At 67.8% G+C, this 22373-nt stretch carries 18 protein-coding genes; 8 read left to right on the plus strand and 10 right to left on the minus strand.

Annotated features, from left to right (window positions below):
• Positions 1–18: 18 nt before the first annotated feature.
• Positions 19–1629 carry a DUF3472 domain-containing protein gene (locus tag ACV229_RS32745; protein ID WP_448087235.1) on the minus strand — a complete coding sequence of 537 codons (1611 nt, stop codon included), beginning with the start codon at positions 1627–1629 and terminating at the stop codon, positions 19–21.
• Positions 1630–1904: 275 nt separating this feature from the next.
• Here ACV229_RS32745 and ACV229_RS32750 point away from each other — a divergent pair, with 275 nt between their 5' ends.
• Genes ACV229_RS32750 through ACV229_RS32770 form a run of 5 tightly spaced genes read left to right on the plus strand, consistent with a single transcriptional unit; the run spans position 1905 to position 5110 of the window.
• Complete coding sequence (locus tag ACV229_RS32750; protein ID WP_448087236.1) at positions 1905–2588, plus strand: hypothetical protein; 684 nt, start codon at positions 1905–1907, stop codon at positions 2586–2588.
• On the plus strand, positions 2585–3130 hold the full coding sequence (locus ACV229_RS32755; protein WP_448087237.1) for a hypothetical protein: 546 nt from the start codon (positions 2585–2587) through the stop codon (positions 3128–3130). The genes ACV229_RS32750 and ACV229_RS32755 overlap by 4 nt, the downstream gene beginning before the upstream one ends.
• A 7-nt stretch (positions 3131–3137) precedes the next feature.
• Complete coding sequence (locus tag ACV229_RS32760; RefSeq protein ID WP_448087238.1) at positions 3138–3656, plus strand: PAAR domain-containing protein; 519 nt, start codon at positions 3138–3140, stop codon at positions 3654–3656.
• Between the two features lie 5 nt (positions 3657–3661).
• The gene (locus ACV229_RS32765; protein WP_448087239.1) at positions 3662–4348 is read left to right on the plus strand and encodes a M35 family metallo-endopeptidase; all 687 of its coding nucleotides are present in this window, start codon (positions 3662–3664) and stop codon (positions 4346–4348) included.
• A gap of 12 nt (positions 4349–4360) precedes the next feature.
• The gene (locus ACV229_RS32770) at positions 4361–5110 is read left to right on the plus strand and encodes a hypothetical protein (protein WP_448087240.1); all 750 of its coding nucleotides are present in this window, start codon (positions 4361–4363) and stop codon (positions 5108–5110) included.
• 310 nt (positions 5111–5420) lie between these two features.
• On the opposite strand, the gene ACV229_RS32775 is transcribed toward ACV229_RS32770, so the two are convergent.
• From ACV229_RS32775 to ACV229_RS32785, 3 genes are read right to left on the minus strand one after another with little or no spacing between them, the layout of a single operon-like run.
• Positions 5421–6227, minus strand: coding sequence for a sulfite exporter TauE/SafE family protein (locus tag ACV229_RS32775; RefSeq protein WP_448087241.1), 807 nt, complete (start codon positions 6225–6227; stop codon positions 5421–5423).
• A gap of 39 nt (positions 6228–6266) precedes the next feature.
• On the minus strand, positions 6267–7946 hold the full coding sequence (locus tag ACV229_RS32780) for a TIGR01244 family sulfur transferase (protein ID WP_448087242.1): 1680 nt from the start codon (positions 7944–7946) through the stop codon (positions 6267–6269).
• A gap of 35 nt (positions 7947–7981) precedes the next feature.
• The gene (locus ACV229_RS32785) at positions 7982–8848 is read right to left on the minus strand and encodes an MBL fold metallo-hydrolase (RefSeq protein ID WP_448087290.1); all 867 of its coding nucleotides are present in this window, start codon (positions 8846–8848) and stop codon (positions 7982–7984) included.
• Positions 8849–9144: 296 nt separating this feature from the next.
• Here ACV229_RS32785 and ACV229_RS32790 point away from each other — a divergent pair, with 296 nt between their 5' ends.
• On the plus strand, positions 9145–10527 hold the full coding sequence (locus ACV229_RS32790) for a sigma-54 interaction domain-containing protein (RefSeq protein ID WP_448087291.1): 1383 nt from the start codon (positions 9145–9147) through the stop codon (positions 10525–10527).
• A 13-nt stretch (positions 10528–10540) separates the two neighbouring features.
• Here ACV229_RS32790 and ACV229_RS32795 read toward each other — a convergent pair whose 3' ends face one another.
• The 4 genes from ACV229_RS32795 to ACV229_RS32810 form a co-directional block, all read right to left on the minus strand.
• Positions 10541–11569, minus strand: coding sequence for a MerR family transcriptional regulator (locus ACV229_RS32795; RefSeq protein WP_448087243.1), 1029 nt, complete (start codon positions 11567–11569; stop codon positions 10541–10543).
• Between the two features lie 155 nt (positions 11570–11724).
• Positions 11725–13275 carry an efflux transporter outer membrane subunit gene (locus tag ACV229_RS32800; protein WP_448087244.1) on the minus strand — a complete coding sequence of 517 codons (1551 nt, stop codon included), beginning with the start codon at positions 13273–13275 and terminating at the stop codon, positions 11725–11727.
• Between the two features lie 2 nt (positions 13276–13277).
• A complete protein-coding gene (locus ACV229_RS32805; RefSeq protein WP_448087245.1) occupies positions 13278–16448 on the minus strand; it encodes an efflux RND transporter permease subunit in 3171 nt (1056 codons plus the stop codon).
• Positions 16445–17554 carry an efflux RND transporter periplasmic adaptor subunit gene (locus ACV229_RS32810; protein WP_448087246.1) on the minus strand — a complete coding sequence of 370 codons (1110 nt, stop codon included), beginning with the start codon at positions 17552–17554 and terminating at the stop codon, positions 16445–16447. The genes ACV229_RS32805 and ACV229_RS32810 overlap by 4 nt, the downstream gene beginning before the upstream one ends.
• 176 nt (positions 17555–17730) lie before the next feature.
• Here ACV229_RS32810 and ACV229_RS32815 point away from each other — a divergent pair, with 176 nt between their 5' ends.
• Positions 17731–18351 carry a TetR/AcrR family transcriptional regulator gene (locus tag ACV229_RS32815; protein ID WP_448087247.1) on the plus strand — a complete coding sequence of 207 codons (621 nt, stop codon included), beginning with the start codon at positions 17731–17733 and terminating at the stop codon, positions 18349–18351.
• A gap of 62 nt (positions 18352–18413) precedes the next feature.
• On the opposite strand, the gene ACV229_RS32820 is transcribed toward ACV229_RS32815, so the two are convergent.
• Both ACV229_RS32820 and ACV229_RS32825 read right to left on the minus strand, forming a co-directional pair.
• Positions 18414–20147 carry a ClcB-like voltage-gated chloride channel protein gene (locus ACV229_RS32820; RefSeq protein ID WP_448087248.1) on the minus strand — a complete coding sequence of 578 codons (1734 nt, stop codon included), beginning with the start codon at positions 20145–20147 and terminating at the stop codon, positions 18414–18416.
• A gap of 106 nt (positions 20148–20253) precedes the next feature.
• On the minus strand, positions 20254–21321 hold the full coding sequence (locus tag ACV229_RS32825; protein WP_448087249.1) for a YeiH family protein: 1068 nt from the start codon (positions 21319–21321) through the stop codon (positions 20254–20256).
• 114 nt (positions 21322–21435) lie between these two features.
• Between ACV229_RS32825 and ACV229_RS32830 the strand changes: the two genes are divergently transcribed.
• Positions 21436–22329 carry a LysR family transcriptional regulator gene (locus ACV229_RS32830; RefSeq protein ID WP_448087250.1) on the plus strand — a complete coding sequence of 298 codons (894 nt, stop codon included), beginning with the start codon at positions 21436–21438 and terminating at the stop codon, positions 22327–22329.
• Positions 22330–22373 lie beyond the last annotated feature (44 nt).

Genomic DNA, 22373 nt, shown 5'->3' on the forward strand with positions numbered 1-22373 from the left:
CGGCGGCCAGTATGTGAATCAGTACGTGAAACTCTTGCCGGGCGTCTTCCAGACGGCCGTGGCCGACGTGCATGTCTGGAGGCCGAGCGCGCTGCCGGCCGGCGCGAGGCAGCGGCCCGACGCCAGCGACACGAGTTGCGCCGTGCCCGGCAACGTGCCGGCCTGCACCTGCCATCGCTGGCCCGCCTCGCCGGGTACGCAGGTGTGCAGCAGCGCACCGCCGGCAGTGCCGGGCGCCGGTGCGGTCAGGCAGTAGCTGTACTTGGTCTGCAGCGTGCCATCGCCGGCGACGACCCACAGTTGCGGATTGAAATGCGTGCCGCCGGATGCGCGCACCGACGCGAGTGTCGGGCACGCGCCGAGCGTCGCGGCGCTGCCGTCGGTCAGGCCGCCCGCGGCCGTCAGGCATGCGCCGTTCGCCTTCACGAGGCCGGCCGCCGACTGCTGCGGGCCGCCGATCAGCGTCGCGACGCCATTCGACTCGGACGCATTCGCGTCGGCCGCGGGACACGTCTTGTTGACCGTGGCCGACGGGGCCGGCACCGTCACCGCATTGCCGAGCGTGTCGTACGCGCGCACCGAGAACCGGGCGTTCGTGTAGGCGACCGACGTGCAACTCGTGCGGCTCGAATTCCAGTCGAAGTATTCGACCCACTGGCTGATCGACGACACCGGCACCTGCGTCTGCGTCGTGCCGACATAGATGCTGCCGATGTCGAAGCTGTCGCCGATCGCACCGCCTGTCACGTCGGTGACGTTGCTCTTGAACCAGCCGGGGCCCTGGCTCGTGTCCGGCGTGATGCGGAAGCGGTACGTGTGGCCCGCCTGCCATTCGTAGCGGTAGCGGCATTGCGCGCCGGCGCTGCCGTCCGTCGCCGAGCCGCTGACCGTGCAGAAGCTGCCGGCGCCGATGCCGGCGCTCGCGGGCGTGCCGGGCTTCGCGGCGGTCGCGCCCCACAGGCTGAACAGGAATTGCTTGCCTGTGCCTTCGCTGGCCGACACCAGTTCGGTCGACTGCAGGCCCGTGTAGCCGTGCAGCGAATTGACCTGGTTTGACCAATAGACGTTCGAGTTCGGACCGGGGTCGGTCTGAGGCGTGATGAACAGGTCGAGGATCGCGACGCTGCGCACCGTTGACGGGAACCACGTGTCGCTGTAAAGCCCCGGTGTCGCGCCGAGGAAGCCTGTGAGCGTCGGCGCGGTGCTGGCCGACAGCGTCGCGAGGCCCGGCGCCGTGCTGGTCGCGATGCTGAAACTGCGCGCGCCCGGCGGCGGCAGCGCCGCGACGGGCGGCACGTCGAGCGTGAAGGTGAACGTGCACGCGCCGCCAGCCGGCACCGTCGCGCCGGTCAGTGCGAGCTGCGCGCTGCCGTCGCTCGCGAGGGTGCCGCCGCACGCGCTCTTGAAGCCGTTCGCGGTGAAACCGGTGGGCATGCCGATCACGAGGCCGGCGGCAGCCGGCGTGGTTCCGGTGTTCGCGAGATGGAGCGTCGCCTTGTCGGTGCCGCCGACTGACGGCGAGAGACTGGAGAGCGTCAAGGTCGCCGTATAGGTGGATGCCGCGAGCGCGGCGAGCGGCGTGAACAGCAGCGCGGCAAGTGCCGCGCCATGTCGTCTGCGGACGTGCATGGCCGGACTCCTTTTCGTTGTTGGTCTTGACGCGCCGGACGACGGCGCGCGGCGGCGAGTCTAGCATGCTGGTAAGGGCATCCGGCCGACACCGCGCCTCCGAATAACCGACGATCAGCCCCGCTACTGTTTGTCCGCTAGCTCTTCGTTACTTTCGTTCGGATACCAAATAATAGTTATCGAATTTTCGTACGTGGACGATTGATCCCCCTGTCGGGTTGGCGTTAGGTTGGCATAGGGCACATTTTGCCCGCTTAACCGGAAAGGGATTCAGGATGACGAACGAACAAGAAGCAAACGCGCTGACCCATCTTTTCGCGACCATCGGCTCGCGTACCGAGCGCGGCGGGTGGGTTGCCGAAGTCGCGGGCACGACGAGTTATCGAGGGCTGACGCAGGCCTGCGTCGGCGACGTCGTCAAATACGGTGACGGCAGCGAAGCCGTCATCATCGACGGCGCGGGATTTGCCGCCTCGTCGGAGAACACCCCGTTCGCGCTGGTCGGCTCGCGACTGAGCAAGGGCGACGTCATCGCGCAAACGTTACAAGACGGAGCCGGCATCAAGGTAACCGACGACAAACCGGTTCCCGGCTTGTTCGATCCGGCCTATGTGCCGCCACCGTCACGCCCGCGCTACCGGCTGCCCGTAAAGGGGGCGACGAGTGCGAAGGGCGGCGTGCTGCGCGAAGCGACCGGCACGTGGGACGCGGGCGACTTGCTAGGCAAGTCTGCTGTCGTGGGAAATGTCGTTCACTATGCGGACGGCTCGACCGCCCAAATCATCAGCGGCCTTGGCATCGCGGACTACCTCGACTTCGCACCGCTCGCCTTCGTCGGGCGCGAACTCGACAATGGCGACAAGATCACCGATAGCCCGGAACGTGAAGGCCGGGGCTTCGCCGACACGTTCACGGTGGGGAAGCAGGCGACCGTGGCTGGCCAAGGGGCGGCGACATGATCCGGTCTTTCCTCGCCCAAGGCGACCGCGCGGGGAGCGCGGTCATCACCGAAGGTCTCGGTATCGTGACCTGCTCGAATCCGCCGCCCGCTGTGCAAAACGCCACGCTCGGCATGAAAACCTACTGCAAGGCCTGCAAGCAAGAAGGATTCATTGCGCCGAAGGGGCCGTGCTGGCCCGGCACCGACCCGAACGGCAAGCAATGGGCATTGAGCCGCGACATCAACGTGTGCGGCTGCAACCTGCCGCTAGTCCTCCACGTCGAGCGCAACATGAGAATGATTTTCACGGCAGAGGAAGCGGCGGCACTGACGGGGCAAAGCGTCCCGCGTTCGGCGGCGGCGGGTCGGGTCGAACACGACGAACAATTTGTTCTGCGCGACGCCGACACTGGCCGACCATTGGCGCGAGTGCAATACCGAATTCGCACTGCGTCCGGAAAAGTGTTCGGCGGCGTTACGGATGCTACCGGCCATACGCAGCGCGTCACGACGACCAGCGCGGAAGACCTTCAACTTCACACCTTTCACGATCATGTTTGAGCGATTGGTGGTTAAAGGCGACCGCACGACGACGGGCGGATACGTCATGGGGGGCTCGTCTACGCAGTTTGATGAACAGGGCCGAAGGTTCGCGGTCTATCACGACGAAGCAACATGCGGAACCTGCAAAGGGCTTTTTCCGATCTTCGGCACGGCGGACACGTGGCTCGACGACGGAAAGGCGATGGTGAAACACATGGACCTCGTTCTGTGCCCGTGTCGTTCCAATCATGTGCTTGCCAACCCTTCCACGACGTTCTTCTATTCTGACGAGGGCGGCGCACGAGGGGATATGCAGGTCGGGCTACCACAAAACGTAAGCTCATTACCAAATGACGAGGTATTTGATGAACGGTTTCAATTTGTCGACACCAACACCGCCAGACCATTGGCGAACATTCGCTATCGAATCAGGACGGCAACGGGCGGCAGTTTTACGGGAGTGACCGACGCAGATGGGCTTACCCAACGGATTGTTACGATGAGTCGAGAAGAATTGGACATCGAAATTCAGATGGAAAGTTAAATAACATGGCAACAGACAATGAAAATACGCAAGACAACGGTGAGTGGATTCACGTCGGGAACGGTGAATCGAACACGGTCACCGGTTCGAAAGTTGTAATTCCGTTGTCATTGAACGGCCCGCCTATCTGTACTAACATGACCGACGCAGAATTCAGGAAACTTGTTCTAGGGTTGACAGACGAGGCTGTTGTTATTACCAAGCGTAGAATAGCCGAACTGGCGCGTTGGACGCCCGATATACAAGCTCGGGTTACCGTGTGGTTCGGGTCGTCTGACAGCGCAATCAGAACCCGGTTGACTACGGGTCTCGGGGCTCTCGTGACAGTCATGTCGAACCTGACCGCTAAGAACTTCGTGCGTCCCGGCTCTGATGCAGATTTGGCTACTGGCTGTCTGCCAAATATGAAGCATCTAGACGGAGAAGTGGCGCACGTTTGTCGTCCGGATACCGCGACGCATACGATTGCGATTAATATCAATTTCTGCTCGTTACCCCATCGCTCTGCGGGCAATTTATCCTCGAAGCAACTTACGATAGTTCACGAGTGTTCACATTTTATAGATACGTTCGGTTCCGAGGACTACCCGGGCGCATACGGCCGTTGGGCTTGTGAACGATTGGCGAAAGAAAATCCTGAACAGGCTATCAGAAATGCAGACAGCATCGCGTGGTTCGTTTTGGCTCGCTAACCGGGTAAAAAAATGAAATGGTCTACATCACTTTTGTTGGCGTTTTCGCTCTGCTCGCCACCGACATATGCATGTAAGGTGATGGAGTTGGACATTATGCGGTTGCCGTTGAATTCTATCGAGGTCGGCAATAGCGATCGGTTGAGCCTTGTTAGGCACTTCCTGACTGCGAGAGAGTGGACACGTGAAGGGGCGTCAGCATCTATAGATGCAGCCGCATTTGCGTGGGAGCGCAATCCGAAAGAGCTGGCAAAGTTGCGCGGTGAGTCGATGAAGTCCTTCCTAGTTCAACTGGGAATGGATCCTCAAGATGTATGGGTTCAAGAGCGGATCATTCGTGCAAAGGACGGCAAGCCTGACCCCGACGACGTGCATCAAGTCGGTGTTGAATTTGTCCCCAAATGCCCTCCGGAAGGTTGTCAGAGCCTTTGTAATACACCGGGCTTGCAAGGTGATGTCAGCTATGCAGTTACGGCGGCTACGCCCGGCCCCGGAAAGGACGGTGATCGTTTCACGTGTGCGGACAAGCGCGAGCCGGCAATGGCTCGTATTGTCTCGACGGAGAGATGGACGGCGCACACCGAAGACAAAGCGTTGTTCCTTGGGTCTCCTTCGAAGCCACTCGCGCATGTTTGCTACCGAATCACCACGAGCGCCAACCGTTATGTCGGGATGACAGATGAGCGCGGGAAAACCGAACGAATGCAATTGCTAGGACCGGAATATACGAGGATTGAGATAAAGGTCGACGCGACCAAGTGACCAAGTATTAGAGCGGGTAACGCTGATATGTCCGCCGCGAGGTTGTCACTTCCGCGGACAGCGAGGCGGCATCGCGGCGCGCGCGATGCCGCAGGTTCCGGCGCTTTGCTGGTGGGCGTTGATCGACGGTTACCGCATTTTGAGTTGCGACGTGTACCGTCCACGCTTCCACGAGCGGCCTACGCTGTTCAAGCAGGTCGGTACGGTGATGCGCCGATTCAACCGCGTTCTCAATGTATGAGCGAGCGCACGCCCACAAGATCACGCGCATAACTGTGTTCGCCGTCCCAATCACGGACGCCTCCACGGATCACCCACCGATCGCCGCCTTCGCGAGCAGCCCGAGCGCGACGCAAATGAGCGCAGCCGCGAAGCCGATCTGCACGTGGCGCGCGGACAGAAAACGCGACGCGCCGCGGCCGGCGGCCATGCCGAGCGCGGTCGTCGCGGTGAACCACAGCGTCACGTCGAGCGGCGCATGCGTGCCGGCGAAGAGCGTCGCGAACACGCCGCCCGCGCCGACCAGCGCGATCACCATCAGCGATGTCGCGACGATCCCGTGCATCGACACGTCGGTGAACTTGCGCAACATCGGCACGATCACGAAGCCGCCGCCGACGCCGAGCAGGCCCGTCATCAGGCCGGTGACCGCACCGGTCGACGCGAGCGCGAGACCTGCGGGCCACGACCAGACGAGCCGGCCGGTGTCGGGATTCACGCGGCCGACGCACAGCGGCGACACGGCCGGCGTGCCGTTCGGCGACCTGAGCGCCTGCCGCAGCAGCCGGCCCGCGACGACGAGCATCGTCAGCGCGAACAGCGTCAGCAGCACGCGCTGCGGCAGCACGTGCGCGAGCTGCACGCCGAGCGTCGTGAGCGGCACGCCGGCTGCGGCCATCAGGAATGCCGCGCGATAGCGCACGAGCCCGCGGCGGAAACCCTCGAGCGCGCCGACGAGCGCGCTGCCCGCGACTGCGACGAGCGCGACGGGCGTCGCCTGCTGCATCGGCCAGCCCATCCCGACGACGAGCGCCGGCACCGCGAGGATCCCGCCGCCCGCACCCGTCAGTCCGAGCACCGCGCCGACGATGCTGCCCAGCACGAGAGAAATCAGCATGATGTCATCCGTTCGTTCATCCGTTGACTCGGGCGGCGGTCAATCGGCGATCTCGGGCTTCGCGAACCATTCGCGGCCCTGCAGCATCGCCTTCCAGTACAGCGGCGGCAGCAACCGCTCCTTCAGCAGCCACGCGAGCCGCGACGGGCGCTTGCCGTCGATCAGCCACGCGGGGAAGGTCGGCGCGACCTTGCCGCCGTACAGGAATTCGGCGAGCACGATCCGGCCGCGCTCGACGGTCAGCGGGCACGAGCCGTAGCCGTCATAGGTTGCGGCGCCGCGCGCGCGGCCGAGCGCCGCGAGCACGTTGTGCGCGACGACGGGCGCCTGCTTGCGCGCGGCGGCGGCGGTCTTCGCGTTGGTCGTATTGGTCGCGTCGCCGAGCGCGAAGATGTCGGGATGGTGCTTGTGCCTGAGCGTGGCCGGATCGACGTCGATCCAGCCGGCCGCGTCGGCGAGCGGGCTCGCGCGCACGAAGTCGGGCGCGCGCTGCGGCGGTACGACGTGGATCATGTCGAACTCGCGCACGACGGTTTCCGCGCCGCCGTCGGGCAGCGCGCGCCGGAACGTCGCGCGGCGCGCGGGGCCGTCGATCGACACGAGGTTGTGGCCGAACGACAGCGCGATGTCGTAGCGCTTCACGTACTCCATCAGCGCGGGCACATAGTCGGCGACGCCGAACAGCGCGGCGCCCGCGTTGAGAAACTCGACGTCGGCCGCGCCGAGGCGGCCCGCGCGACGCCAGTGGTCGCATGACAGATACATCGCCTTTTGCGGCGCGCCCGCGCACTTGATCGGCATCGGCGGCTGCGTGAACAGCGCGCGGCCGCCGCGGAATTCGCGCACGAGCTGCCACGTGTAGGGCGCGAGGTCGTAGCGGTAGTTCGACGTGACGCCGTTGCGGCCGAGCGTTTCGGGGAGCCCGTCGATCGCGTGCCAGTCGAGCTTGAGCCCCGGGCACACGACGAGCTGCCGGTAGCCGATGCGCCGGCAGCCGTCGAGCACGACGACGTGCGCGTCCGGCTCGAATCCGGCGACCGCGGCCTGGATCCGGTGCACGCCGCGCGGCAGCACGTCGGGCATCTGCCGTGCGGTGGTTTCGGGCTTGAACACGCCCGCGCCGACCATCGTCCAGCCGGGCTGGTAGTAATGGACGTCGGCGGGATCGATCACCGCGATGTCGAGCGACCGGTCGCGCGCGAGCAGGCTCGATGCGACCGCGATGCCGGCGGCGCCCGCGCCGACGATCACGATGTCGTGCCGCGCTTCGACCGGCGGCGTCATGTGCGTGCTGCGCTGCGAGCCGTGCTGCGCGATGCGAGGCGCGAGCGCGCTCAGGTCGTAGCCGGCGGCGGCGGCCGTCGCGACGATGTCGTTCAGCGGCCTCAGGCTCGCCTGCGACAGCGCCCACAGCGTCGCGGAGCGGGTGCCTGTGCGGCAGTAGGCGAGCGCAGGCCCGTCGAGCGACGCGACGAGCGCGCCGAACTGCGCGGCCTGTTCGTCGGTGACCTTGCCGGAATCGACCGGCAGGTAATGGACGGCGATACCGAGCGGCGCGGCCGCCGCGCGGATCTCGGCGACGGTCGGCTGGTCGGGGCCTTCGCCGTCCGGCCGGTTGCAGACGATGGAGCGCAAGCCGGCGTCGCGCAGCGCGGGCAGGTCGGCCGCCGTGATCTGGGGCGAGACCGACAGCGTGCCGGTCAGCATTCGAATGTTCATGTCGGGGGGACTCCGGTTGGGGCGGGACGGTGTGCTCAGATCGCGTCGAGCGGGATCTTCAGGTAGCGCACGCCGTTGTCTTCAGGTTCGGGCAGGTGGCCGGCGCGCATGTTGACCTGCACCGACGGCAGCATCAGCACCGGCATGTCGAGCGTCGCGTCGCGCGCGGTGCGCATCGCGACGAAGTCGTCCTCGGTCACGCCGTCGCGCACGTGCACGTTCGCGTGCCGCTGATCGGCGACGGTGCTCACGTACCGCAGCGCGCGGCCGCCGGGCTGGTAGTCATGGCACAGGTACAGCTGCGTGTCGGGCGGCAGGCTCAGCACGCGCGCGATCGACCGGTACAGCGCGCGCGCGTCGCCGCCGGGAAAGTCGCAGCGCGCGGTGCCGTAGTCGGGCATGAACAGTGTGTCGCCGACGAACGCCGCGCGTTCGGCGCCGGCATCGACGCAGTAGGTGACGCACGCCGGCGTGTGGCCGGGCGTATGCATCGCGCGGATCGACAGCGCGCCGAGCGCAAGCGCGTCGCCGTCGTCGAGCAGCCGGTCGAACTGGCTGCCGTCGGGCGTGAATGCGGAACCCGCGTTGAACAGCCGGCCGAACACGTGCTGCACGCGTCGCACCTGCGCGCCGATCGCGATTTCGCCGCCGACATGCGCCTTCAGGTATGGCGCCGCCGACAGGTGATCGGCATGCACGTGCGTCTCGAGCAGCCAGCGGACCGTCGCGCCGAGTTCGGCCACGCGCGCGATCAGCCGGTCGACGCTCGCCGTATGGGTGCGGCCCGACTTCGGGTCGTAATCGAGCACGCTGTCGATCAGCGCGCATTCGCGGCTCGCCGTATCGAGCAGGAGGTAACTGATGGTGCTGGTCGCGGGGTCGAAGAAACCTTCGACCGACATCACGGACGTGTTGCTCACGGGAAACTCCTCGATCTGGTTCGGCAAGAAACCTTACAACTAAATTACTTCGCACAAAAGGTTCGGCAATCGACCTTACTTTGAACAAGAACCATGCCAAGTCGAGGTGGCGCATTGGAAAACGCGCCAGTGCGTTGATTCATCTCGTGTTTTTGCCGGCGGAAGATCAATGGTCGGCGCCGCGCTCGGGCCGGCCGCGCGTGCGTGCTGCCAGACATGGCAGTGACGTGGCAGAATTGGCAGTTCGCGTAACCAACCGCCGCTTTGCCGCCCCCGTCATGAGCCAGCACGACATCATCCCGATCGTTCCCGACGAACCGCGCGGCGTCGCGCCCGACGTGAGCGCGCTCGTTGCCTATCTCGAGCAGGACCCGCAGCCAATGATCGTCGTGGATCCCGACTACCGGATCCTCGCGGCGAACGGCGCCTACCGGCGCCAGTTCGGCGTCGCGGGCGTCGAGCACGTGGGCCGGCATTGCTACCGCGTGTCGCATCACTACGACGTGCCGTGCGACCAGGCCGGCGAGCATTGCCCGATGAAGCAGGCGCGCGAATCGCGCGGCCTGAACCGCGTGCTGCACATCCATCACACGCCGCGCGGCCCCGAGCATGTCGACGTCGAACTGCGCCCGATCTTCGACGCGGCAGGCGGCGTGATCGCGTACGTCGAGCGGCTGACGACGGTGCGCAGCGCGTCCGCGCAGCCGAGCGCCGAAGGGCTCGTCGGCGGCTCGGATGCGTTCAACGCGGCGCTCGGCGCGCTGCAGCGCGTCGCACCGTCGATGCTGCCGGTGCTGCTGCTCGGCGAGTCGGGCACCGGCAAGGAACTGTTCGCGCGGGCGCTGCACGAGGCGAGCGCGCGCGCGATGGGGCCGTTCGTCGTCGTCGATTGCTCGGGGATCGCCGAGACGCTGTTCGAAAGCGAACTGTTCGGCTATGAAAAGGGCGCATTTACCGGCGCGGCGGCGCGCAAGCCGGGGCTCGTCGAGACCGCGCAGGGCGGCACGCTCTTTCTCGACGAGATCGGCGACGTGCCGCTGCCGATGCAGGTGAAGCTGCTGCGGCTGATCGAATCGGGCACGTTCCGGCGCGTCGGCGGCGTCGAGGCGCTGCGCGCGGATTTCCGGCTCGTCGCGGCGACCCACAAGCCGCTGCGCGACATGATCGACGACGGGCGCTTCCGGCAGGATCTCTACTACCGGATCAGCGCATTTCCGATTCACCTGCCGGCGCTGCGCGAACGGCGCGGCGACATCGCGCTGCTCGCGACGTCGATCCTGCAGCGGATCGCGAACGCGCGCGCCGGCGCGGGCGGCACGCGCACCGCGCGGTTCGTGCTGACCGATGCCGCGCGCGCGTGTCTCGACGCGTATGCATGGCCGGGCAACATCCGCGAGCTGCGCAACGTGCTCGAGCGTGCGTGCCTGTTCGCGGACGACGGCACGATACGCGTCGAGCACCTGCCGCCCGAGCTCATCGCCGCGCAGGCGCGGCCGCAGGATGGCGCGGGTGGCCCGGGTGCGCTGACGGATGCCGAACTCGTGCGGATCGCGAGCGGGTTCACGGGGACGCGCAAGGCGCTGGCCGAACGTGTCGGGATCAGCGAGCGCACGTTGTACCGGCGGCTGCGCGCGCTCGGGATCGCGACGCGGGAGGGGTGAGCGCGCGCGCCGATCAGCGCTGCGGTTTCAACTGCGCCATCGCTTCGCGCATGAAGCCGAGCAGCGTGTCGTCGACCCACGAGTCCTTCATCAGCGCCGGTTCGTTCTGCATTGCATGGCGGAATTTCAAGTGCGTCGCGGGATCGTCGCCCGCATAGCTGCGGAACAGGTCGAGCCAGCGCTGCGCGAGCGCCCGGCCTCCCGGCGAGTCGGGCCGCGCGCCCGCGTCGATCGCGTCGCGCGCGTCGGCCATCAGCTGCGGCCATTCCATCGCGCGTTCGCCATAGTGCGCGCGCATGAAGCGGATCTCGTCCGGCGCCAGGTATTTCTCGAAGATCTGCATCTTCGTTTCGGCGGATGCGCGCAGCACGTAGTCGCGCAACGCCGTCGAAATGCCGATCTGCGCCTGCATCGACGGCTCGCGCTCGTGCATCAGATTCAGCTTCGCAAGCAGCCGCGGGTCGCCGTTCGTGTCGCGCACGAGCAGCGTCATCCAGCGGTCGGCGAGCGCGCGGGCGCGTGCGTCCTCGGGGGCGACGCCGGCATCCTTCAGCGCGCGCACTTCGTCAACGAGCGCGATCCATTCCGCGTCGCCCGTCTGGCTCTTGCGGTACATCGGCATGCGCGCGAGTTCTTCCTCGGAAAAATATTTGTCGTACACGGTCATCAACTCCAGCGTGGTGAGCCAATCGGCCAGCTCCGGCTCCGCGCCGCCGGCGAGCTGCGCGTGCAGGTGCACGAGCCGCTCGCGCAGCCGCTCGGCCTGCTCGATTTCACGATCGAGCATCGCGACCTGCTTCGCGACGATCTCGACGAGCGGGGTGCCGGGCTGGTTCAGGTAAGCGCCGATCTCGGCGAGCGACAGGCCGAAGCGACGCAATGCCTGGATCTGGTGGAGCCGGGCGATGTCGTCGCGGTCGTACAGCCGGTAGCCGTTGTCGGCGCGCGCCGAAGGTGTCAGCAGACCGATCGCGTGATAGTGGTGCAGCGTGCGGACGGTCAGTCCGCTGCGTTTCGCCAGTTCCCCCACTTTCAGTCGCATTCGAGCCTCCGTTCAGTGCGCACGCTGAAGTCTGGAACGTTACGCTACGTGAGGGTCAAGCGGGAAGATGGGCAGGGCGCGCGGGTGGCGGCCCCGATGCGGCGGGCACGGCCACGCAGGCGCCGCAGTCGCGCGCCCGCGTGGCGGCCGACGCGTTACTGCGGCGTGGGTGCCGCATCCACGCCGGCGGCGCGGGCTTCCTTGGCGGGCGCCGGGCTGCCGGACGCAGGGTGGTCCGACGCCGTGTTGCCCGGTGGCGTGCCCATCGCCTGATAGAGCCGCGCCGTGTCGGCGAGCCGCGCGCCCGTCGCGCGGATCTCGTCGAGCTGTGCATTGCGGTACTGCAGCTCGCTCGCGCGCGAGGACGACGGCGGCAGCGCGCCGAGCCGCACGCGCGCGGCCGTGTCGTCATACGCGCCGCGCGCGGCGATCGCGGCACGTCCCGATGCGTCGAGCGCCTGCGCGTCGTGCTCGAGCGCCGCGAGCGAATCGGCGACGTTCTGGAACGCGCCGAGCACCGTCTGCTTGTACTGGTCGACCGCGGCCGCGTAGGTTTCCTTCGCGGCACGGCGCTGCGCGAGCAGTGCGCCGCCGTGGAAGATCGGCTGGCTCAGCGACGCGCCGACGCTCCAGATCGCGCCGGCGCCCGACAGCATCGCGGGCCAGCTGAAGCCGCCTTGTCCCATCGATGCCGACAGCGACAGCTGCGGGAACAGCTGCGCGGTCGCGACGCCGACTTCGGCCGCGGCGGCCTTCAGTGCCGCGTCGGCTGCGCGGATGTCGGGCCGGCTCTGCAGCAGGTCCGACGGCACGACGACCGGCACCTGCTGCGGCAGATGCAGATCGGCGAGCGAAAGATCGGCGGGCGGCTGGTCCGGCGTGCGGCCGACCAGCACCGCGAGCGCATGGCGCGCCGAGTCGCGCTGCTGGCGCAGCGCGGGCAGGCTGGCCGCGAAGGTGTCCGCGCTCTGCCGCGCATTCAGCGCGTCGGTGCGCGACGCGGCGCCGAGCGCGTAGCGGCGTTCGGCGTCGTGCGCCTGCGCGTCGGCGAGCGCGACGAGCCGCTCGGTCGTGTCGATCTGCGCGTTGAGCACCGACGCGGTGATCGACGCGGTCACGATGTTCGCGGCAAGCGCGCGCCGCGCGGACTCGAGCTGGAACGCGCTGACGTCGACGCGTTTCGCGAGCGCGCGGTTCGCGAAGCGCGCGGCGCCGAACAGGTCGAACGTGTAGTGTGCCTCGATCTGGCCGACGAACGTGTCGTACAACAGCGTCGGCGCGCCGAGCGCGGGGATCGGCACGCCGAGCGCACGCTGGCGCGCGGCCTGGCCGCCCGCGTCGATCGACGGCAGCAGCGAGCTGCCGATCTGCGCGCGCAACTGCTCGCGCGCGGCGTTCAGCGTGTGCGACGCGGCGCTGAGCGTCGGGCTGTTGCGCAGCCCTTCGTCGACGAGCGCGTTCAGCGCGTCGGAGCGGTACTGCTTCCACCAGTCGGGCACCGGCTGCGCGCCGACTTCAAACTGCTGCGCGACGCCTTGCGCGGCGACGGTCTGCTCGACTTGCGGCGCCGCGCCGTAATGCGCGGGCGACGGCAACGCGGGCGGTTCGCCGCTCGGCGCGAACCACGCACAGCCGGCGAGCGACACGAGGCCGGCGGCCGCCATCGCGCGCGCGGTTTTCGTCATCAGGTTCATCGACAGTTCCATGATCAGGCTCCCGACGGCGTGGCAGGCGGCATGGTGCCGCCGGACGGACCACCGTCGCCCGGCGGATGACCGCCCCGCGGATCGCGCTCGCTGCTCTTCACGCGGAACCACGTGGCGTACAGCGCCGGCAGGTAGAACAGCGTCAGCACGGTCGCGCTCGTGATGCCGCCCATCAGCGCGGTCGCCATCGGCCCGAAGAAGTTCGAGCGCAGCAGCGGGATCAGCGCGAGCACCGCGGCTGCGGCCGTCAGCGTGATCGGCCGGAAGCGCCGCACGGTCGCGCCGACGATCGCGTCGAAGCGTCCGTGGCCGGCCGCGATGTCCTGCTCGATCTGGTCGACGAGGATCACCGAGTTGCGCATGATGATCCCGAACATCGCGATCACGCCGAGCATCGCGACGAAGCCGAACGGCTGGCCGAACAGCAGCAGCGTGCCGACGACGCCGATCAACCCGAGCGGCGCGGTCAGCACGACCATCAGCACGCGCGAGAAGCTCTGCAGCTGGATCATCAGCAGCGTGAACACGGCGATCGCCATCAGCGGCATCTGCGCGTTGATCGACGTCTGCGCCTTCGCGCTTTCCTCGACCGAGCCGCCGATGTTGATCTGATAGCCGACCGGCAACTGCGCGCGCAGCGCATTCAGCTTGCCGTCGATCGCGTGCGTGACGTCGATGCCCTGCGCGCCGGTGCGCACGTCCGACTGCACGGTGATCGTCGGCTGGCGATCGCGCTCCCACACGACGCCGTATTCGAGCGTCGGCGTGAAGCGGCCGAGCGAGCCGAGCGGCACCGGGCCGTTCGGCGTCGGCAGCGCGAGGCCGGCGAGCTTCGCGGGATCGACGCGGTCGGCCTGCGGCGCGCGCAGGTCGACCGCGATCAGCTTGTCGCGCTCGCGATACTGCGTGACCGTCGTGCCCGACAGCGTCATCGCGAGGAAGCTCGACACGTCCTGCGACGTCACGTTCAGCTCGCGCGCCTTCTTCTGGTCGAGCGCGAAGCGCACCGAGCGCTCGGCCGGCTCGTCCCAGTCGAACTGGACGTTTACCGTGCGCTCGTCGCCGCGCATCGTCGCCGCGACTTTTTCGGCAATGCCGCGCACGGTCGCGATGTCGTCGCCGCTCACGCGGAACTGCACCGGATAGCCGACGGGCGGCCCGTTCTCGAGCCGCGACAGGCGCCAGCGCACGGCCGGGAAGCGGTCGCGCCGCGTGGTTTCGAGCCAGCTTGCGAGCTTCTCGCGATCCTTGACGGATTTCGCGGTGATCACGAACTGTGCGAAGTTCGGCAACTGCAGCTGCTGGTCGAGCGGCAGGTAGAAGCGCGGCGCGCCGCTGCCGACGAAATTCACCGAGTGATCGATTTCCGGGCGCTTGTCGATCGCCTTCTCGAGGCGCTCGGTCTCGCGCAGCGTCGCCGCGAACGACGCGCCTTCGGGCAGCCGCAGGTCGACCAGCAGTTCGGGCCGGTCCGAGCTCGGGAAGAACTGCTGCGGCACGAGCGAGAAGCCCATCAGCGACACGACGAACAGCGCGCCGGTGATCGAGAGCACGACGAAGCGCCGCTCGATGCACCAGTGGATCCAGCCGCGCAGCCGCGTGTAGAAGCGCGTGTCGTAGATGTCGTGTTCGTGGTCGTCGGGCAGGTGCGCCTCGTGCGCGTGCTTCTTGCGCTCGGGCAGCATGTGGAAGCCCAGCAGCGGGATCAGCACGACCGCCGCGAACCACGACGCGATCAGCGCGATCGCCGACACCTCGAAGATCGAGCGCGTGTACTCGCCGGTGCTCGACTTCGCGAGTGCGATCGGCAGGAAGCCCGACACCGTGACGAGCGTGCCCGTCAGCATCGGGAACGCGGTGCTCGTGTACGCGAACGCGGCGGCGCGCGCGCGGCTGTAGCCCTGCTCGAGCTTCACGGCCATCATCTCGACCGCGATGATCGCGTCGTCGACGAGCAGGCCGAGCGCGAGCACCAGCGTGCCGAGCGACACCTTGTGCAGGCCGATGTCGAACAGGTACATGAAGAGGGCGGTGACGGCGAGCACCACGGGAATCGAGATCACGACGACCATCCCGGTGCGCAGGCCGAGCGACACGAGGCTCACCACCAGCACGATCGCGACCGCTTCGGCGACGGCCTCGAGGAAGTCATCGACCGAGTGCGACACCGCGTGCGGCATGCTCGACACCTCGGTCAGCTTGAGCCCGGCGGGCAGCCGCGCCTGCAGTGCCTGCGATTGGGCGTCGAGCGCCTTGCCGAGCCGGATCACGTCGCCGCCCGGCTGCATCGTGATGCCGATGCCGAGCACGGCACGGCCGGTGCTCCGCATCTGCGTGACGGGCGGATCGTCATAGCCGCGCTTCACGGTCGCGAGATCGCCGAGCCGGAACGTGCGGCCGTTGATGCGGATGAGTGTATCGGCGATCGCGGCGACATTGTCGAACTGGCCGCTCGGCCGCACGAACACGCGGTCGTCGGCGGTCGTCAGCACGCCGCCCGACGACACGTCGTTCTGCGCGTTGATCGCCTGCCCGAGCTGCTGCGGCGAGATGCCGAGGCGCGTGAGCTGCGCGTTGTTGACCTCGATGAAGATCCGCTGGTCGGGGTCGCCGAAATAGTCGACCTTGCCGACGCCCGGCACGCGCAGCAGCACGGTGCGCAGCTGGTCCGCGTAGTCGTGCAGCTGCGCGGGCGAGAAGCCGTCGCCCTCGAGCGTGTAGATGTTGGTGTAGACGTCGCCGAACTCGTCGTTGAAGAACGGCCCCTGCACGCCGGGCGGCAGCGTGTAGCCGATGTCGCCGACCTTCTTGCGGATCTGGTACCAGGTGTCGGGCACGTCCTTGACCGGCGCCGAATCCTTCATCGTGAAGAAGATCAGCGATTCGCCGGGGCGCGAGTAGCTGCGCAGGAAGTCGATCGCCGGCGTTTCCTGCAGCTTGCGGCCGATCCGGTCGGTGACCTGCTCCTGCACCTGGCGCGCGCTCGCGCCGGGCCAGAACGTGCGGATCACCATCACGCGGAACGTGAACGGCGGATCTTCGGATTGCGCGAGGCGCGTGTACGCGAGGATGCCCGCGAGCGTCGCGAGCGCGATCAGGTAGGCGACGAGCGCCTGGTGGCGCAGCGCCCATGCGGACAGGTTGAAGCGGTCTTCTTCGCGAACCGTGCTCATGACGCGAAGTCCTCCGGATGCAGCGGCGCGATCGCGCGGACCTTCTCGCCCGCGCTGACCGTGTGCACGCCCTGCAGCACGACGCGCTCGCCCGGCTGCAGCCCGTGCGACACGGTGACGGTGCGCTCGTTGAAGCGCGCGACGTCGACGCGGCGCAACTCGAGCGTGTCGTCCTTCGCGCGCACGACCCACACGGCCGGTTGCTGGCCGTCATGGAACAGCGCGGTCGCGGGCAGCGTGATGGTCGCGGCGCCGTCGGCGGCCGCAGCGCCGTCGAACGCGACGTCGGCCGTCATCCCGAGGCGGATCGCCGGATCGGGCTGTTCGAGCGACAGCTTCACGCGGTACGTGCGGCTTTGCGGATCGGCGGCCGGCGCGACTTCGCGCACCTTCGCGGCGAACTGCCGGCCCGGCAGCGACGGCAGCGTGACGGCCGCCGCGTGGCCCGGCGCGAGCGACGCGAGGGCCGCTTCCGGCACGTCGCTGACGACGTCGACGTCGCCCGCCCACGCAAGCTGGTAGACGGGCTGCCCGGCGGACACGTTCTGGCCCGTGTCGGCCTGCTCGGCCGTGATGTAGCCGTTGTGATCGGCGACGAGCGTCGCGTAGCGGAGCTGGTTCTTCGCGAGCGCGAGTTGCTGCTGCGCCTGGTCGCGCTGCGCGAGCGCCGACGCGTAGGCGTCCTCGGTCTGCTCGAGCTGCGCGGTCGCGATCAGGTTTTCGCGGGCCTGCGCGCGGTCGCGGTCGAGCTGCTGCTTCGCGAACGCGAGGCGGTGCGACGCGGCATCGAGCTGCGCCTGCGCACTCGCGGCGTTCTTCTCGACGTCGGACGGATCGAGCAGTGCGACGACCTGGCCGGCTTTCACGGTGTCGCCGAGCCGCACCTTGCGCTCGACGATCTTGCCGGCGATGCGGAACGACAGCGGCGTCGCGTAGCGCGGCTGGATCTCGCCGGGCAGCGTGCGGGCGGCCGCGACGCCGTCGGCGTGGGCCGGCAGCGCGACGACCGGGCGCGGCGCGGGCGGATCGCTGTCTTTCGGGTGGCAGGCGGCGACGAAGAGCGCGACGCCGATCAGCAGCGCAGCGCGGGAACCGGAGCGATTCACGAAACCCCCAGATGACGAAACAACGGAACGAAGCCGGCAAGCGGCGGGCGCTTGCGTTGAACGGCGCGCAGCGATGCGCGGACAAGATCTTTCAGATGCTGATGCGGATTCTAATACACACCTGTATTTGAATGCAAAGATGAATGTGAAAGCAAATTGGTGCTAGACTTCGCGCCATGAAACCAACGCGCTTAACACGGGAACAGAGCAAGGACCAGACGCGAGAACGTCTGCTGAATGCTGCGCAGGAGATTTTTCTGACGAAAGGCTTCGTCGCCGCGAGCGTCGAGGACGTCGCGGCAGAGGCCGGTTACACGCGCGGCGCGTTCTATTCGAATTTCCGCAGCAAGGCGGAGCTGTTGCTCGAACTGCTCGAGCGGGATCATGCGGCCGTGCAGGCGGAGTTCCAGGCCATCTTCGACGGCGGCGGCACGCGCGAGCAGATGGAGTCGACGGTACTCACGCATTACAGCCGGCTGCATCGCGACGACCGCTGCTACCTGCTGTGGGTCGAGGCGAAGCTGCAGGCCGCGCGCGATGCGAAGTTCCGCGTGAGCTTCAACCAGTTCCTGCAGGAAAAGCGCGAGCAGATGGCCGACTACATCCGCCTGTTCGCGGAGCGTTCGGGCACGCCGCTGCTGTTGCCCGCCGAGACGCTCGCGCTCGGGCTGATGGGCCTGTGCGACGGCGTGCAGTCGTTCTACACGGCCGATCCGCAGCATGTGTCGGCCGATGCGGCCGAGGCCGTGCTCGCGGGTTTCTTCGCGCGGGTGGTGCTGGGGCGCGCGCCGGAGTGACGGGGGCGCCTAGTCGGGGGCGCCTAGTCGGGGACGCCTGGCCGGGGACGCCTGGCCGGGCGTCAGCGCTCGCCGGTCATCCGCCGGTAGGCGTCGAGCAGCGACGTCTTGTAGACGACGCCGGCGAGCGTCGGCTCCGCCTCGCTTTCGATCACCGGCAGCCGTTCGCCCTGGAAGCACATGAAGTGCTCGAGCGCGGTGCCGAGCGGCATGTCGGGCGTGAGCAGCGGAAACGGCGTGTGCACGTAATGGGCGGCCGTCCTGTCGGCCGTATCGCGCTTGTCGAGCAGGTCGGACGTGATGTCCTTCAGCGCGACCGCGCCGCGGAAGCGCCCGGCGTCGTCGGTCACGTACAGGTATTTCACCGGGTATTCGAGGAACACGCGCGTCATGTCGGCGACGCTCGCGGTGAGCGGCACGACCGTCTGCGCCGGCTGGATCAGCTCGCGCATCTGCGTGGTGCGGATCCGCAGGCGTTCCTGCGCATCCTGGTGGTGGCGCAGCGTGATCTCGTACATCGACGTCGTGCCGGTCGCGCGCGCGACGAAATACGCGACGACGCACGACACCATCAGCGGCAGCACGACCTGGTAGCTGAGCGTCATCTCGAAGATCATCAGGATCGCCATCAGCGGCGCCTGCGTAGCGCCTGCCATGAACGCGCCCATGCCGACCATCGCGTACGCGAAGTACGCGGACGTGTGACCGGGCCACAGCATGTTCATCGCAAGCCCGAACAGCGAGCCGAACACCGCGCCGACGAACAGCGTCGGCGTGAACACCCCGCCGATTGCGCCGGAGCCGGTCGTCGCCGCGGTCGCGAGCACCTTGAACACGAGCACCGCGACGAGCGCCTGCCAGGTCCACGGCGAATGCAGGATGTCGTTCACGACGCTGTAGCCGTTGCCCCACACGTCCGGCACCCACACCGAGATCACGCCGACGGCCAGGCCGCCGATCGCGAGCCGCACCGGCAGCGGCACGGGCAGCCGCTTGAACTGGTTCTTCGACGCGTCGAGCAGGTGCAGGAATTGCGGCGCGAGCACGCCGCACAGGAGCCCGAGCACGACGAACAGCAGCACTTCGGGCCCGGCGACGGCCGGGAACACCGGCATTTCATAAGGCGGCTTGTAGCCGGCGAATTCGCGCATCGTGATGTTCGCGACGACGGACGCGACGACCATCGGCCCGAAGCTCTCCATCGCGATCGCGCCGAGCACGATTTCCGACACGAAGAACGCGCCGGCGATCGGCGCGTTGTACGCGGACGTGATGCCGGCAGCGGCCCCGCACGCGACGAGCAGGCGCAGGCGCGGCGGGTCGAAGTGCGCGAAGCGGCCGACGAGCGATGCCGCGAGCGCGGCGAGCTGCACCATCGGGCCTTCGCGGCCGATCGAGCCGCCGCTGCCGATCGTCAGCAGCGACGACACGCTGCGCCACAGGCTCTGCCGCACCGGCACGACGCCGTTGCCGAGCGCGACCGCTTCCATGTAGTCGGTCTTCCGGGCCTTCGAGTCGGCCCGGGTCGCGAGCAGCAGCACGCAGCCGGCAAGAAAGCCGCCCGCGGCCGGCAGCCAGAAACGCACGTACCACGGCAGGCTCTTCGCCATCGTGACGAAGCTGCCGCTGTGGCCCGAGATCACGCGCTGCATCAGCTCGATGCCTTCGCGGAACGCGATGGTGGCGAACGCGCCGCCGATGCCGACGATCACCGACCAGATCAGCATCGTATGGGCGTCCGACAGGCGGAACAGCGTTTGGGCGCGGGTGCGCAGCTTCAGCAGGAACGAGAGCACGACTGAGCGGGGACCATGGAAAACGACGCGAAGCATAGCACTGCGCCGCGCCCGCGGGAGAACCTTCCCGGCGGGCGCGGCGCGTGCCGCGGAGGGGCGGTGCGGCTCAGCCAAGCCAGTGCTGGACGGCCCACGTGATGCCGTAGCCGCCGACGATCAGCCATACGTACAGGATCAGGCCCGTCGTCAGCGCGCGGGGGCCGGCCTGGCGGATCTGCGACACGCGGGTCTCGATGCCGAGCGCCGTCATCGCCATCGTCAGCGCGAACGTGTCGAGCACGTTGAGCGTGTGCGTGACGTCGGCCGGCAGCACGTTCAGCGAATTGACGATCACGAAGCCGAGGAAGCCGAGCGCGAACCACGGCACCGCGACCTTGCGCTTGCCTTGCGCGCCGTCGGCCGCGGCCTTCGCCGAACGGGCGAGCCACCAGCCGAGCACGAGCAGCACCGGCACGAGCAGCATCACGCGGGTCATCTTGACGATCGTCGCGATGTGCGCAACCTGCGGGCTCACGTCGCTCGCCGCGCCGACCACCTGCGCGACCTCGTGGATCGTGCCGCCGAAGAACAGGCCGAGGCCGGCCGGATCGAGGTTCAGCAGCCCGGCGTGGTACGCGATCGGGTACAGGAACATCGACAGCGTGCCGAACAGCACGACGCTGCCGACCGCCATCGCGCTCTGGTGCGGCTTCGACTGCAGCGTCGATTCGAACGCGAGCACCGCGGCCGCGCCGCAGATCGCGCTGCCGGCGGCGGTCAGCAGCGCGGAATCGCGGTCGAGCTTCATCACCTTCATGCCGACCCAGGTGCCGATCGCGAGCGTGCTGACGACCACCAGCACCGACACGGTCAGGCCCGGCAGGCCGACCTGCGCGATTTCCTGCAGGCTCACGCGCAGCCCGAAGAATGCGACCGCGATGCGCAGCAGCTTGCGCGCGGAGAAGTTGACGCCGGCCGCCCAGCTGGCGGGCATGCCGTCGCGCAGCGCGTTGCCGTAAAACGCGCCTGCGACGATGCCGACGATCAGCGGCGACAGGCCGAGCCCGGCGACCGCGGGCAGTTGCGACACGCTCGTGACGGCGGCGGCGAACAGCGCGACGAACAGCACGCCGTTCAACTGGCCGCGCATCGACGGCGCGGCGTGATTCAGATGAGGGGACGGAGCGGTAGACATGATGGAACCCGGATCGGATCGTCATTTCAATGCCCTAATCCTAGTTTGGTTATATCGATATGAAAAATTGTGATTTGTGACGTAAACTATCCGGGAAGCCGATAATTCATCCCCATGACCCCGGATCAACTGATAACTTTCGCGGCTGTCGCCGAGCACCTGAACATCAGCCGTGCGGCGCTCGCGCTGCACCTGTCGCAGCCGGCGGTGTCGGGCCAGCTCCGCCTGCTGCAGGACGAGTTCGGCGAGCCGCTGTACCAGCGCGACGGCCGCGGCATCCGCCTCACGCCGGCCGGCGAGCAGCTCGCGCAGTACGCGAAGGCGCTGCGCGACACGTTCGCGCAGGCGCGCGCGTTCCGCGATGCGGTGCGCGGGCTCGAGGCCGGCACGCTGCGGATCGGTGCGAGCACGACGCCCGCGAGCTATCTGCTGCCGTACCTGATCGCCGAATTCCAGCCGTGCGCGCCGCGCGTCGCGATCCAGACGATGAGCGGCAACACGGCGGACGTGGTCGCCGCGCTGCCGTCGCTCGACATCGCGATGATCGAAGGCCCGCCCGGCGAAGCGCTGCCGCCCGGCACGGCCGTGCATACGTGGCACGAGGACGAGATCGTCGCGATCGTGCCGGCCGGGCATCCGCTCGCGGAACCGGCGCACGGAGGCGGCGTGACGCTCGACGCGCTCGCGCCGTATCCGCTCGTGCTGCGCGAGGAGGGCTCGGGCGTGCGGCAGCTCGTCGAGCGCGCGTTCGCGCACGCGGGCGCGCCGATGCGTGTCGCGTTCGAGATCCCCGGCGTCGAGGCCGTGAAGGAGGCCGTGCGGGCCGGAATGGGCGTCGGCTTCGTGTCCGCGATGTCGCTGCGGCATGACGATGCGGCGCTCGTGATGCGGCCGTTCGCGCCCGCGCCGCTCACGCGCCATTTCTCGATCCTCGTGCCGCACGGCGGCGCGCCGTCGCGGGTCGCCGCGCAGTTCCTCGCGTTGAGCCTTGCGCAGGGCGCCGCTTGATGTCGCGTGAGGGGGCGATGAGCGTTCCCGTCTTCGTTCCCTAG

Source organism: Burkholderia sp. MR1-5-21 (assembly GCF_053427715.1).